This window comes from Pyrinomonadaceae bacterium (assembly GCA_036277115.1).
Taxonomy (GTDB): domain Bacteria; phylum Acidobacteriota; class Blastocatellia; order Pyrinomonadales; family Pyrinomonadaceae; genus UBA11740.
Genome location: DASUNM010000023.1, coordinates 1,334,388 through 1,348,477, shown reverse-complemented (window position 1 = coordinate 1,348,477; position 14,090 = coordinate 1,334,388). Strand labels below are relative to the sequence as shown.

The window sequence follows — 14,090 nt, the reverse complement described above, 5'->3', positions numbered from 1 at the left end:
TAATATTCAGTGTCCCGGCTCCTCGTCCGTAGTTACGCGATACTTTTCTTTCTCCTTCTCGCGCTGCAAGAACGGAATTCCTTTCTTCATCCATTCAGGCTCGGGCGCGCCCTTCAGGTTATGATCGAAGAACTCCTGCAGGCGGCGCGTGTAGTCTTTCTGATTGATGCGCTTCCGCAGGCCGTGCCGCTCGCCGTTGTAGTTGAACATGTAAACCTCTTTACCGAGGCGGCGCAGCGCGAGGTAAAACTCGATGCCCTGATACCATGGCACCGCGTCGTCTTCATCGTTGTGAATCATCAGCAGCGGCGTCTGGACGCGATCAGCGCGGAAGACCGGCGAGTTCTCGAGAAAGCGCATCGGATATTCCCAAAGGCTTCCGCCGATCCGCGACTGCGAATGCTCGTACTGAAACTGACGCGGGAGACCTGAACCCCAGCGAATACCGCTGTAGGCGCTGGTCATGTTTGCCACGATCGCGCCGGGTGCAGCCGCACGGAAGCGATTCGTCTGCGTGACCATGTAAGCGATTTGGTAGCCACCCCAACTGTGTCCCTGAATTCCGATCGCTTTTTCGTCAACGTAACCGCGATCCACCACTTCCTGAATCGCGGGCAGCACGCACTTCATTGCGCTGTGCCCGGGATAGCCGGTCGTATAAACGATGTCCGGCATGAAGACGAGATAGCCGTTGCTGACGTAATACGACGGATTGATCGAAGTGCCCGGCCCCGGCGCGCGAAAGCCGTGCAGGCCCGGCGTGAGCCGCTCGTAAATGTACACGAGCATCGGGTACTTCTTCTTCGGATCAAAGTTGTCCGGCTTCAGGAGCATGCCCTTCAAAGGCACGCCGTCGGTGTTCTTGAAGCTCACAAGTTCCGCCGTGCCCCAATTGAAACCCGCGCGCTGTGCATCACCGTTACTGACCTTGCGCGGGTTCTTGAAGTTAATGTCGCTGACCCAGACGTCGAGAAACTCATCAAAGCGCGACGCTGTGAACATCAACACATCGGCGTCTTTCGCTTTGGTCGGATTGTTGTAACCCTTGGCGCCCATCAGAAGCTTTTCCGGCAGACCGCCGCCGATGCGTTCTCGATAGAAACCTTCGTCGCGAGTCTCTTCATTATCAGCGCGCAACAGCAGAGGCTTGGCGGGATCGATTGAGCGCTCTTTCGGATCGAGACGGACGTAGCGGAAGGCAAGTTTGTCGCGGCGGCCGACCCCGTCGGTAAGATTCTTCGCGCCGCTGCCGTCAGCCGAAACCACCCATACGTCGTAGCGGTCATAAATCAGAACCTCGCGATCGTCTTTCGTCCAACCGGCCACGCCGTACGAGCCCGGCAAATCGGGCGAATCGTTATCTTCATTGAAAAAATTCACGCCGAGGCTTTTCGTCAAATTCAACGCGCGACCGTCGGCGACTGAATAAGAGTTCCAGTCTTTGCCGTCGAAGAAAATCGCGTACTTCGCGCCGGGCGACAGAGACACGCCGCGTTGCTTCTGGCGAATTAGCTTCCGCGATCCGTCAGAGGCATTGATGACGTAGAAGTCTGAATAGCCCGGGTTGTGATCACTCTCGATCCGATAGCCGCGGTTGTCGCTGCCCACGGCAAAGCGGCCATCAATCGATGGGTTGATGTTTTCCATCGATTCATCGGCGAGCTGCACGAATCTTTTTTCTTTTGTCAGGTAAACGGCGCGATAAGATCGTTGCCGCTCCTGTTCAGCGCGCACTCGTTGAATCGGCTGGATGTAGTCGTCTTTCCAGTGCCAGAGATCAGCGATGACTTTCTCGTCGGCCGAGACTTCTTCATCAGCATTCTTCTCCGGCTCGGGGGGAGGCGCAGCACCAAGGAACAAACGACTGCCATCGAGCGAGAAACTGAGATTTGCTTTGTCGCTGACGACAAAGTCCTTTCGGAATCCGGGCGAGGCTGAGGAAACAACTTCGACGGCCGGCATCGGCGCCGCAGGGCTCGTGTGGTTGCTGTTCGCGCCCTCTCGCACCGTCGTCGCACTGCCGCGGTCCCATAGGTAAACCTTGAACTTCGGCTGTTTGGCTTCCGCGTCGTCGCGGTCGCTGACAAACGCAAGTTCTGTCTGCTCTTCATCCCATGTCAGCTTCTGATATTTCCCTTTGCCGGAAATGACTGCGACCGGTGCTGCCTCGCTTTGGGTGGACACGACATAGACGCCGTTCGACTCTTCTTTTTTGGCCGACACGGTGAAGACCAGCGTCTTCGCGTCTTTACTTAACGTGTAGTCGAGGACGTCGTTGAACGTTCGCTCAGCGCCCGTCGTTGTGTTTCGCAGGACGAGATCGGTGCCGTAGTCTTTTTTCTTTCCCGTTGGGGGCGCGGGCATCCTGCCCGCATTTGCACCCTCCCTCACGGCCGGGCTGCTTCCCGGCGCCGGCTTGCCGGCAATTGCGGTCTCGCGCGCGGTGGGACTACTGGTCGGTGCGGGCTCTGCCGCTAGCGGAGACGGATCTGCTTTCGGGCCCGGCACGGCCGTCTTGCCCGCATCTGCGCCGTCCTTCGCGGCCGGGTTTCCGCTCGGCTTCGCTTCCTTTAAGTAGGCGATGAAACCCGATCCATCTTCCGGCACCTGAAAGCTCTTCACGCGATCGATCTTCGCAACTTCGCCGCTCGATAAATCCATGAGCCCGAGCGCGGTCTTCGGCATTTCTTCAGGTCGCTTCTTTTCTTTTTTTGCTTTGTTGAGTTCGGCTTTCGCCGGCTCGATGCCAAACGCGACGAACCGAGTGTCAGCCGTGAACCAGGGCCGCACGAGCCGCGCCTGTTCGGCGACCAGTTCCGCGGAGCCGGGAATCGAAACATCGGGCGGCGGAGCTGGTGGCCGGTAGCCGCGCGGCGCGCGCCACTCTTTTCCGCTAGCGATATTGCGCACGACGACATCGCTGTCAGCGTCCTGCGCCATGTACGCGTACGCCACGAATTTTCCGTCGCGCGAAATCTGCGGCGAGACGATGGAGCGCCAGGTGTCGTAATCCTGGTGTGTAAGGGCACGCTTAGTTTGTGCAGATTGCTGACTGCGTACTTGAGCAACAGAGGTCGCGAGCAATACCAGCGCACAAGCCAGAGCCACACTCGATCTGGAGATTCGTCTAAAACTATTCATAAGGACTCCTCGGGCAGTTTTTGAAAGTAGACGGTTGGAACGGCCGCCTAAGTCTCTTCACGAGACGCGCGGAAGTCAAGAGGGAAACTGAAGAAACTTGCCCGCGCACTCCGGGGCAAAAACAATTGGCACGATCTGGAGCGACGCAATAGAGTGCGCGTCGAAAATCAGGCTCTCAAGTAGTTAAGTCGTCTTGTTCAGGAAGTAGCATCTCTCGAACGCCAACAGGACGCGAAACTGTAACTGGTCCCGACAAGTTGCGGTGCGCCCCGCTTCGCGCGAGTCGAAACTCGTGTAATAAGCACTGCCCGGGCCCTTCGCTACACTTGATAGAGAAGGCCTTTCCTTTCGATGGATCTTAAATAATTATAGTCACGCCAAATAGTCGCAAAATCGGCGTGGGTCAAAACCACGTGACCCGGTGAAGTAAAGGCGTCAACGGTTTGGTTGATAAGATCGCCAAGCGTCACGGACAGCTTGATTGAAGAAAACGAGGGAAGCGATTCGATTTGCTTCGTGCAAAGCCCTTTAAGTGGCCCCTCAACATCGGAGATCAATTCTGCAATAAACAGGTGCTTGCCGCGCTGGTACGGAGCTTGGGCCTTTTTGTGGAAGGCTTCCACGTCGAGATAGGCATCAGCCGTCAAGTCGACTTGGCCATAACCAACGCATTCCTTGCTGTAGATTGGGAATCCGCCGCCATGTAATCTGGAGGCACACTCTATCAGGATGGGGCCTTCCGGCGTCCGATAGATCTCCGTGTGGGTTGGTCCATGCCTGATTCCAAGGGCCGTAATTACGTTCAACGCATATTCAACGCTTCCATTCTTGACGGCTTCATCGTGATCGAGCAACTGATTGTACTCGCAAACAAAATCGGCATTATTATGAACGCCTTTGACGATGAGCCAAACGTTCGTGACATGATGTTGGCCATCGCAACTGACTGCATCGATAATATATTCTCCGCCGCGGATCGTCTTTTGAATGAGCAGGTCATCGATCCGTTGGCCAAATTTGTCACGTTTTCCCAGATTGGCCTCGAATACCGTTAGGAATTCCGAGGCCGATGAACAAACTCTCACGGAGTCTGTACCCGCGCTCCGCAGCGGCTTAACTACTACCGGCCATCCCGTTACTTCTTCAATCCAACTTAGCGCCAGTTTGGAATCGCTGGTTCTAAGCGACGGAATCGTTTTAAGTCCGTTTCTGCTAACCTGCTCGACCATCTGAAACTTGTTCCGCCGACAAGCGCTGAGTTTGCTTCCGTTTGAACGCAGGCCCAGTCGTTCACTCAGTAAATCGGCAAGCTCGACGCCAGTTTCCGAACCGGCAATCAGGCATTGCAAGTTGAACTGTTGGCAGTGTTCGAGAGTTTCCTCGATCTGACCCTGGTGAACTATGTTCGATCTAAAATCTTTCGCATGAAAAGAACCATGGGCCGGAGCAGGTAGCTGCGGTGTGCTTTGTATATGAACGCACTCGAATCCCCGGGAATTGAATTCAGGTGCGAGCAGATTACCTGAAGAGTAGGCGTCAACAATGGCAACCCATCTGGTTGCATGATTAGTAGCTTGAAAAAGATTGGCGCGCGTTTCCATTGCTTAAGAGGGTGTGTGTCAGTTCGAAGAACTTGAAATGCTCTCGGTCGCAGTAGGAGCCATCCGCGAAATCATTACCGCCGAAAGGCCACCCAGAACGAAGGCCGCGACCCACATGAGTCTGGGAATGTGGCTAAGGGCAAGCAGACCAAGCCAGGGAGCGAGTGATAGGCACAAATTAAACACCATGGCCAGGATTCCTGCATACTCACCCTGGCGATTTTTTGGCGCTATGCTGCCGACGTAAGCAAAGCTGTTCGGCAGCAGGAACATTTCGCCGAAAGTCCATATCACCACGGTTAGAGCTATGAAAAGGAAACTATTCGCAAATGCCACAGATCCAAATCCAAGGGCGACGAGCAGCGCTCCCCAGGTTAGCGATCGGCGATAAGACCACGCTCGGGTAAACCAGTTCAGGGGAAGTTCGAGAACAATGACAAGAAACGCATTGAGCGCGATCAAATAACCAAAGAACGATTCGTCTATTCCAAGTTGTAGCTTCATGAATTGCGGAAGCGCGCCCATCTCCAGAAAGAACACCAGCAATGCCGGCGCCATCGCAGCAAGAAAGTATCGAAATCTTCGATCTGCGATTGCCTTTGTCGTAGGACTCTGAATTATTGCACTTTCAGTCGCGTGAATACCCGACGAACTGGGCTGGAACTTAACTGGCCTTAGCATCACCGACAGGTACACAAACGCCAGAATGGAACTGGCACCATCGACGAGAAAAATAACCTCCCACAATCCTCTGGTGGCGAGAAATCCTCCAATCAGCGGCCCGATGGCAAATCCCAGATTTACCGCAAGACGGTAGAGCGCTTGGGCGCTCTTTCTTCTCTTTAACGTTTGCATTTCATCCGGTCCTGCAACCACGACATTCAGGATGGCGTAGCTAGCGGGGCGGAAGGCCTCTGCCGTGAGAGCACATAAAAAGGTAAGGGAAGCTATGAGTACAAAGTTTTGACCCAAAGGGTAAATCAGAAGAATTGTCCCCGAAAGGACGAGCGAGAGCTTCATGACTTGAAGCGCACCGATTTTGTCTGATAACCACCCCGACAAAGGCGCAGTAAGCAGAGCCCCAAAGCCGAACGCAAAACTGATGAAGCCAACTTCGCCGAGTGAGAATCCAAAACGAGGCTGGAGAAGATAATAACTGAGGAAAAACAGGACAATCGTTCCGGTACGATTGATTAGTGCAGCAATCGCTATCACCCAGATTTCCCTGGGCAAGGCTTTTAGATCATGCAAAGGATTTATGTGGGAAGACATTTGCTGGGCCGATAGATTCGAGAGTTCTCAGGCAGAACTCTGGAAGCCAAACCGCACTGGTACTTCTTAAAGCAGATGCAAGGTTGTGTGAGACCAGTGCCAGCTAACTGGGAACGATCGGGAAAATCGTGAGTACAATATGTCCTGAGAATTTCCGTGTCAAACGTCTAACACGGATGCGAACAAACCGATCGTAACGATGAAGACAAAGGAGGAAAGACATCCTGAGGGTGAGATCCCTTTTGACGTGAGTTGAAGCGTTCGCAAGGTTAAACTACAACCTTCGCCGCGGAGTAAATGAGTGACTCAGAAATAGCCGCGTCGAATCTCCACGCGGCAAAACCAGATTCTCAAGGCGCTTCTAAAACAACTGGAATTTGATCGTCAGATACTTCTTCGGATTTTGCCGGAAGTCGTAGAGCAGTTTCACGCCTTCCGAGGAAAGGTTGTTGACGTTGTTGTAGAGCGCTTCGTCGGTAATCAATTTGCCCAGCGTGCCTTCGCCGCGTTGCGCTCCGGCAACCACATTGTCAATTCGTTCGGCCGTCGTGTTGAAGCGAGCAATCGCCGTCCGGGCGTCGTTATAGATCGCTTCGTCCTTCACCAGCTTGCCAAGCGTGCCCCGGCCGGCATTTACGTCCGCCACGATCGCATCGATCTTACTCATTGAGCTGTCTACGCGATCGGTGAGGCGATTGACTTTGTTGTAAAGCTCGTCACTGGTAAGAAACTTTCCGGCCGAGCCGCGACCGGCGCGAATGTCGTCGGAAATCAACTTGAGATTTGTCGCAATCGAGTTCGCGTTGTTATAGAGGGCGTCGTCATAGATGAGCTTGCCGGCTGAACCTTTGCCGCTCTTGATTTGCTGCGCCAGTTCTTCGATGTCGCGCACCGTTGCGTTCAAGTTGTTGTAGAGCGACTCGTCGTTAAAGAGCCGGCCGACGGTGCCCTTGCCCGCGCGCACGTCCTTCACCACTTCGTTGAGTTCATCGGAAAGTTTGCCGAGACGGTCTGCCAGTTCGGTTCCGCGGGTTGCCAGGTCACTCATCGTGTTGCCCGACGTTGACGGTAAGAGATCGCCGTCTTTCACGGGGGCGCCAAGCGCCGTTCCGGGCGTGATATTCACCATCATTTCGCTGCCCAAAAGGCTCGGCGAGGCCTGTTGCGCCGTGGAGTCGTTGCGTATGCGATCGTTGGCCGGCACGCCATCAATGGTCGCATTGATGGTCATGTAGACTTCAATCTTCTGCGGATTTGGCCCGGGCCCAACTTCCGACGCGGTCATCAGCCGGATGCGATCGACTTTGCCGATGCGGACGCCCGCGAGGCGCACTTCAGATCCGTCGCGCAGTCCGTTCGCGTCCGTGAAGCGCGCGCGGAGTTGCAGGCTCCGGGCAAACGGGTTCAGCGTTCCCGATGCGTTCAGGATCAGAACGATCAGAACCGCGAGCGCAATCAAAACGAGCAGGCCGACGCGCAGCTCAGCTAGACCGACTTTTTTCCGGGTTGGTGGTGGCATAAGTACAGCAAGGATGAAGGATGAAGGATGAAGGATGAAAAACTAACTCATCGATCAAGCCAAACTATCACTTCGTCGCAATCCTTTCGGGTGTAATGCTTAGGCCGGTGTCGAACGAAGGCTTTCATCCTTCCGCCTTCATCCTTCATCCTTGCCTTTCAGTGTCCGCGCAGAAACTTTTGAATGTACGGGTCGTCAGAGCGCCGCAGGCTTTCGTCGGTGCCGCTGAAGATAATCTTTCCGTCACGCATCATGATCACCTTGCTGTTGATTAAGCAAAGTTTTTCGCCCTCTCGTTCGAACACGACTTCGCCGGCTTCGTTCACAACCGCGTATTCGGAACACAGATAGCCGAGATTATTCATTTCGTGCGTAACGAAAATCGAAGAGACGTCTTCCAGGTCCCGCAACTTCATCGCCAATTCGCAAATCGTGCGCGCCGTGGGCGGATCGAGACCGGCCGTCGGCTCGTCGAACATCACAATTTTCGGATCGCCGACCAGCGCCCGCGCGATGCCGACGCGACGGCGCATGCCGCCCGACAGTTCGGAGGGCATCTTGTCGATAGCTTGTTCGAGATTGACGAACTGGAGCATGCGGCGCACTTCGCTTTCGACTTCATCCTCAGGCACGCGATGCTCGTGCAGCTTAAACGCAACATTGTCGTAAACCGAAAGCGAATCAAACAGCGCGCCTTCCTGGAAGATCATCCCGATCTTCTTGCGCACGCTCATCATGTCAACTTCCGAATAGTGCGTGATGTCTTCACCGTCGACTAATACCTGGCCGCTGTCTGGCTTTAAGAGCCCGAGTACGAGCTTAATCGTGGTCGATTTCCCACAGCCTGAACCGCCCAGAATGATCTTCGTCTCGCCCCGGTTCACTTTGAAGCTCAGGTTATCCAGCACCTTGCGCTCATCGAATTCAATCGTCACATTACGGAATTCGATGGCCGGGATTATGCGCTGCGAGTCGTCAACCTCACGAAAGGTCGAATCCGCAGCGTCGTCACTAATCCCTGATTGATGAATTGCGGATTCCGTGATCATTGATGAGTACCCAAAACGAGCTGGAGTGCTTTCGCGAGAAAGAAGTCAGCGATGATAACTATAATCGAAGCCGTCACGACCGCGGTAGTCGTTGAACGCCCGACGCCCACAGTGCCGCCTTCAGTTTTCAAACCTTTGTGACAAGCAATCGTGCCCATCAGGAAAGCAAACACCAGTGGCTTTACGACGCCCCCGATGATGTCTTCCGTCTGGATGCCGTTGCGCACTGAACTGGTGAACATCGTAGAAGGCAGACCGTAGAGCCACGTGGAAACCGTCCAGGCGCCGATGATTCCCACCGCGTCGGCAATCAAAGTCAAAAGCGGCAACGTGATGACGAGGGCGACAATTCGCGGTGTGACTAGCTTGCGAATCGGATCAGTTCCGAGCGCGCGCATGGCGTCGATTTGTTCCGACACCACCATTGAGCCCAGCTCCGCTGAGATCGCGGAGACAACGCGGCCCGTGACCATTAACGCGGTCAGCGTCGGTCCCAATTCGCGAATCAGAGCCACGCTGACCAGATAGCCCAGCTGGCTGACTGCTCCGTACGATGCGAGTGTCTGATACGTTTGCAGGGTCAGCACGCCGCCGGTAAAAAACCCGGTCAGCATGATGATGGTCAGCGAGCCGACCCCGATGCTGTCCATCTGCGCGAACGTTTCGGGCCAGTAGCGAGGCTTGCGAAAAACTCCGGCGACGGCACGCGCAACCAGCAACGCCATTTCCTGTAGTTCGAGCAGCAGGCGCGTGAAGATGTTCATGCGTTAGTCAGAACCGCCGGTCGGTTAGATCAGTTTAAGTTAGCCGCAAAGGCAGGACATCAGTTTAGGGCGTAGGGGATAGGGTGTTGGGTGTAGCAACCATTCGTCAGATGATCTGAATTCCGGACGCGGCCTAATAGCTTCGCGCAGTTCTTACTTGCGGAGTCTCTTCCGCACTGTTCTACACCCTACATCCTTTACCCCACACCCTGATTTACAGAGCGCCTATAATGCGCAAACGAAACGGCTTGCGTCAAGGATGTTAGCTGGTTGGTAGCGTCCTATATCGCTTTGCGACTTTGCGACTTTGCGCCTTTGCGTGAAATACCTTATGTGACGAGTGGCCGGTTCACACAAAGGCGCCAAGACGCAAAGACACGCAAAGTTCATTTTGAATCGTCTGGAAAACTAAAATGGCCGACCCTAATACAACAGGTCGGCCTTCATAGCGTGGGGTCAGGTTCTACTGAGGTCTTGGCTGTTGCTGTTGTCGCATTAATCTTCGCTGACGTGGCGTGAGCGGCGGGTTGGGCTGATTTGGCCTGAGAGCATTCTGCCCTCGACCGAGGCCGCGCGGGTTCTGTTGATTGCGACGTTGCGTCTGCGCCTGCAACTGCCGCAGTTTCACGCGCTGTTCCTGCGTAAGAACTTGCAGGACGCGTGCTTCAGTCAGCGAGCGCAGGCGAATCGTCGTGGCTTGGGCGTCCGCGACTTCCTTTGAACGCTGTTCGATCAAAGCCTCGTTCGGCGTGGGCGACTGGATAGCTTCTGACAGCGCCCGGTGGGCAAGTCGAAGTCTACGCGTGGCCCTCTGCCGCTCATCCGCCAGCTCGGCATAGATCGCCCGGATTTGTTCTTCCTGGTCAGGCGTAATATTCAGCGGCCTGAGCATCTGTTCAATCTGATTCATTTGTCGCTGTGGCTGCTGAACGACGTTCGTCGGTGTGGGTTGTGGCTCAGGCGTCTGGGCGCGGGCTGAACTAACCAGGGTTAATAATAGGCCGGCGGACGCGATGGTCAGCAGCAAAGCGATTGGCGCTTTTCTCATAGTTATACTGTCCTTCGATTACGAACGTTTTTACTGGTTCGGTTCTTCTCCTTCGGGCAACACGAAAGCCGCTTCTTCCTCGCGACGCGGAATCAATCCCAGGTCCGCCGCCAATTGTTCGCGTTCTTCACGCGTCAGCTTGTTAGACGGCTGCGTTCTCGGGCGCGGGCGCCGCGTCGCAACTTGCGGTTGCGTTTGCACCTCATCATTCGCCGGCGTGCTTACCGGTTCACGCTTGTCATCACTTGATTTGGCGATCTGTTCAACTTGCTTCCGAACTGCTTCTTGAAATTGTGCTTCAGTGTACTTCTTGTCGTCATCGCGCGCGGTGATAACTGGTTGCTGCCAGATGCGCGAAACCGCAAACAAAACCAGCGCGCATAGCAGCAGGCCGGCAAACGCGGTTGCTCCCCGCAACCACAGCGGCGACACTGAGAAGAACTCGCGCAGCGCAGCCAGCGCCGGCAGCTTGCGTTCAGGCTGGACAAACTCGTCCGTTGCGACTACAGCGCTTGCCGCGCTCGTAAACTGAGGGACCTGTACGACACTGCCAATCGCTTCATTCCGCCACGTGACGATCGAATCGTGCACCTGATGGAAAACCGTGAACTCCGCGCGGCACGCGTCGCACTGGTGCATGTGGGCGGAAAAGTCGCGCGCCTCTTCGGCCGTCGCTTCCCCGTACAAATAGGTCACCAGGTCTTCGGCCCGATGACAAACTGGTCGCTCGTTCATGTTCTGCATGACACTTCCTCAGCTGGACACTCCGGCTTCTGAACAACTACGCCTTCGCCTGTCCAAACTTCTGCAGGCGCATCTGCAACTGTCTGAGCGCCGTGTAAAGGCGGCTCTTAACCGTGCTCAGCGGCACACCGAGCACGTCTGAGATTTCCTGAAACGTCAGCTCCTCAAATTCCTTCATCACCACTACCTGACGCAAGTCCGGTGGCAGAGCAATCACTGCCTTGCGAACCGCCACGCTAATCTCGCCGTGTTCGGCCGCGCGTGCCGGTGAAACTTCGGCCGGCAGAGCGAAGACCGCGGCGTTCTTCTCAGCTTCGTCTTCCAGTGCCGTTTCGCTGCGAACCTTCGCGCGCCGCTGCCGGGTTATGCACTGATTCACCGCGATGCGATGAAGCCACGATGAAACTTTCGCTTCGCCGCGAAAGCCCCTAAGGTTTCGGAACGCCGCCAGAAAAGTTTCCTGCGTGGCGTCGCGCGCGTCCTCTTCACGGCCCAGCATGCCGAACGACAGCGCAAAGATGCGGCGCTCCCAACGGAGCACAATCTCGCCGAACGCCTCCGGGTCCCCGGACAAGGCACGTTCAACCATCTGTTCGTCAGTCGTGACCGTTTCCATTCGGTTCGCGTCACCCGGAGCGAAGCCGTCGTCCAAATGCGCGCACCAAACAGCCGTGCGCTCAATGTTTTAGACGCCCCGCCCCCGGCGGCAGTTGGGAAAGTATCGCACGGACGAGGTCAGCCAGCCGTTAAATGGCTCCAGAACCGTCGGAATTGGAGGGTAAATCGAAATATTTCACCAGTTAAAGATTGGCAAACCATTGACAGGTCGGTCGGCCAACCTCTAATCTCTAACTTGGATGGGCGCCTGGCGCCTTTCCTTTTGCCCTGTGTCCGCATCCTCGCCCGTTTTCCACGTCCTATACCCGAACAGTGCTCGAACGTTTACGCCGAATTCGCTTGCTCTATGTCGTCCTGGCAGTCCTGCTGCTGGTCGGCCTCTTGCCGTTAATCGTTGCCGGGACCATGGTATCGCGCCGCAGTGCCGAAGAGCTGCGTGCAATTGAAGGTCGATATCAGGCGCAACTGGTGCAGGGCAAAGCACGACAGATCGAGTTGTACGGCCAGCGGTATCGAGACGTCGTCAGCGGTCTGGCCAGAGGTTTCGAGTTTGCCGGTGGAATTCAGGCATTAACGGCCGCGGGCTCAGCGGTCCGTTTGCAGCGAACGCTTCAGGACGATCCGAATTTGATCGCGCTGGCAATCTGTCCCGTTAAAGGCGAAGTTCATCGCGCGTTTCAACCTGATGTCATTCGCAAAGAAGAAGTCGATCAACGCGTGAGCGAAGTTCTCGCGCGCATGAACGGTCGTGGCGTTATCGTCGGCCGTCCGCAGATAATTCGATCCGGTCAGGAGATGGGTTTGACGATCGCGGCGCCGGTGATGGATGGCGATCAAATAGTCGCCGCCGTCGTCGCCGTCGTTTCGTTTCAGGAAGTCTTCAAGACAGTTCAGTCGTCGAAGAGCGGCCGTGAATTGCTGGATGCCGGATTACCGATCGTCTTTGTCGTCGATCAAAACGGAAAAGCGGTGGCCCACCCCGATGCCGCCATCGCTTTCGCCGAACGACCGATGACGGACCTTAAAGTCGTACAGGATTGGCTTGAGTCAGGCTCGCAAGTGCAGTCCGCGCTTTCGCCGTTTGCGCTCGAGCGTGATGGCAAGTCGGTTTCGATGCTGGGTTCATACGCGACGGCTGAGCTGGACCCGAATTCTTTGCTGGCAGTCATCGCGATTCAGGATGAGTCGGCGGCGCTGGCGTCGGTGCGGGACATGCGCAACCAGGTTTTCTTCGTGAGTTTGTTGGCGGCGATGCTCGCGCTCGTTTGCGGATTCTATTTTGCAGAAAAGCTGACACGACCCGTTCGTGAACTGGCCGCGGGAGCAACCCGAATCGCGGGCGGCGACTTTTCCCAGCGGGTCAAAGTTCTGGGTCGGACGGAATTAGGTGACCTCGGATCGTCATTCAATCAGATGACGGACCGGCTCGAGCGTTTCGTGCTTGATTTGCAACGCTCGGCCGAGGAAAACAAAGAGCTGTTCCTGGGGACGGTCAAGGCGCTCGCGGCAGCCATCGACGGCAAGGACCCTTACACGCGCGGCCACTCAGAGCGCGTCTCGCGCTTTTCCGTAGCCACGGCCGAGGGTCTTGGTCTCGACGAAGGAGAAGTCGAAAAGATTCGTGTGAGCGCGCTGCTTCATGATGTCGGAAAAATCGGCATCGACGATCGCATTTTGAAAAAGCCCGCGGCGCTGGACGATCAGGAATTCGAGATCATGAAGACGCACCCGCAGAAGGGCTATAAGATCATGTCGCAGATCCCGGCCATGCGCGAATTCCTACCGGGCATGTACATGCATCACGAGATGATCAACGGCCAGGGCTACCCGCAGGGTTTGAAAGGCGAAGAGATTCCGATGCAGGCGCGCATCGTTTCGGTGGCCGATACGTTCGACGCGATGACCACGGAACGCCCCTATCAAGCGGCGATGGAACTTGAAGCTGCGCTGACGCGTCTGAAGAGCTTTGTTGGCACGCGTTACGATGCGCGCGTTGTCGCTGCCTTTATCGCGGCATGCGAAGCCGGAAAGATTCGTCCCGGCGTAACCCGCCTGAAACGAAATCAAAGCGACTACACGACCTCAACCTCTCAATCGATTTTCGCGACCACTCCGGATTCCGTTATCGCCGTCAGCTAATCCGGGATCGGCACACAAGAACACTACGTCTCAGCGTTTAGAAGGCGGGCCACTGCCCGCCCTTTTAGTTCCGATGGTTGGTGTGCAGTAGCCCGCCTCTAAACGACAAGCGGGGACGCTCCCGTCGAGGCGTTTTGTGCATGCTCGGCTGACGTGAGCGTTTCTGGCACGTATAATCGGAAAAATTTAGTTAGC

General features: G+C 55.7%; 10 protein-coding genes. 1 reads left to right on the top strand and 9 read right to left on the bottom strand.

Annotated features, from left to right (window positions below; all coding sequences use genetic code 11):
- Nucleotides 1-6 precede the first annotated feature (6 nt).
- From VFX97_12540 to VFX97_12500, 9 genes are all read right to left on the bottom strand, one after another.
- Nucleotides 7-3,141 carry a prolyl oligopeptidase family serine peptidase gene (locus VFX97_12540; protein ID HEX5704024.1) on the bottom strand — a complete coding sequence of 1,045 codons (3,135 nt, stop codon included), beginning with the start codon at nt 3,139-3,141 and terminating at the stop codon, nt 7-9.
- 320 nt (nt 3,142-3,461) lie between these two features.
- Nucleotides 3,462-4,742, bottom strand: a complete 1,281-nt coding sequence (locus VFX97_12535; protein ID HEX5704023.1) for an ATP-grasp domain-containing protein — start codon at nt 4,740-4,742, stop codon at nt 3,462-3,464.
- 18 nt (nt 4,743-4,760) lie between these two features.
- On the bottom strand, nt 4,761-5,993 hold the full coding sequence (locus tag VFX97_12530; protein HEX5704022.1) for an MFS transporter: 1,233 nt from the start codon (nt 5,991-5,993) through the stop codon (nt 4,761-4,763).
- 382 nt (nt 5,994-6,375) lie between these two features.
- On the bottom strand, nt 6,376-7,533 hold the full coding sequence (locus VFX97_12525) for an MlaD family protein (protein HEX5704021.1): 1,158 nt from the start codon (nt 7,531-7,533) through the stop codon (nt 6,376-6,378).
- A gap of 158 nt (nt 7,534-7,691) precedes the next feature.
- Nucleotides 7,692-8,582 (bottom strand): ATP-binding cassette domain-containing protein, encoded by an 891-nt coding sequence (locus tag VFX97_12520; protein HEX5704020.1) that lies wholly within the window; start codon nt 8,580-8,582, stop codon nt 7,692-7,694.
- On the bottom strand, nt 8,579-9,346 hold the full coding sequence (locus VFX97_12515; GenBank protein HEX5704019.1) for an ABC transporter permease: 768 nt from the start codon (nt 9,344-9,346) through the stop codon (nt 8,579-8,581). The genes VFX97_12520 and VFX97_12515 overlap by 4 nt, the downstream gene beginning before the upstream one ends.
- A 463-nt stretch (nt 9,347-9,809) precedes the next feature.
- Nucleotides 9,810-10,394: a Spy/CpxP family protein refolding chaperone gene (locus VFX97_12510; GenBank protein ID HEX5704018.1), complete on the bottom strand. Its 585-nt coding sequence runs from the start codon at nt 10,392-10,394 to the stop codon at nt 9,810-9,812.
- 30 nt (nt 10,395-10,424) lie between these two features.
- Nucleotides 10,425-11,129 (bottom strand): zf-HC2 domain-containing protein, encoded by a 705-nt coding sequence (locus VFX97_12505; protein ID HEX5704017.1) that lies wholly within the window; start codon nt 11,127-11,129, stop codon nt 10,425-10,427.
- A gap of 46 nt (nt 11,130-11,175) precedes the next feature.
- Nucleotides 11,176-11,754 carry a sigma-70 family RNA polymerase sigma factor gene (locus VFX97_12500; GenBank protein HEX5704016.1) on the bottom strand — a complete coding sequence of 193 codons (579 nt, stop codon included), beginning with the start codon at nt 11,752-11,754 and terminating at the stop codon, nt 11,176-11,178.
- A 314-nt stretch (nt 11,755-12,068) separates the two neighbouring features.
- Between VFX97_12500 and VFX97_12495 the strand changes: the two genes are divergently transcribed.
- On the top strand, nt 12,069-13,895 hold the full coding sequence (locus VFX97_12495) for an HD domain-containing phosphohydrolase (protein HEX5704015.1): 1,827 nt from the start codon (nt 12,069-12,071) through the stop codon (nt 13,893-13,895).
- Nucleotides 13,896-14,090 lie beyond the last annotated feature (195 nt).

Excerpts from the sequence above, each read along its gene's own strand:
- VFX97_12515 (HEX5704019.1), bottom strand. The coding sequence starts at position 9,346 with ATGAACATCTTCACGCGCCTGCTGCTCGAACTACAGGAAATGGCGTTG.
- VFX97_12540 (HEX5704024.1), bottom strand. The coding sequence starts at position 3,141 with ATGAATAGTTTTAGACGAATCTCCAGATCGAGTGTGGCTCTGGCTTGT.
- VFX97_12525 (HEX5704021.1), bottom strand. The coding sequence starts at position 7,533 with ATGCCACCACCAACCCGGAAAAAAGTCGGTCTAGCTGAGCTGCGCGTC.
- VFX97_12535 (HEX5704023.1), bottom strand. The coding sequence starts at position 4,742 with ATGGAAACGCGCGCCAATCTTTTTCAAGCTACTAATCATGCAACCAGA.
- VFX97_12505 (HEX5704017.1), bottom strand. The coding sequence starts at position 11,129 with ATGAACGAGCGACCAGTTTGTCATCGGGCCGAAGACCTGGTGACCTAT.
- VFX97_12510 (HEX5704018.1), bottom strand. The coding sequence starts at position 10,394 with ATGAGAAAAGCGCCAATCGCTTTGCTGCTGACCATCGCGTCCGCCGGC.
- VFX97_12500 (HEX5704016.1), bottom strand. The coding sequence starts at position 11,754 with ATGGAAACGGTCACGACTGACGAACAGATGGTTGAACGTGCCTTGTCC.
- VFX97_12520 (HEX5704020.1), bottom strand. The coding sequence starts at position 8,582 with ATGATCACGGAATCCGCAATTCATCAATCAGGGATTAGTGACGACGCT.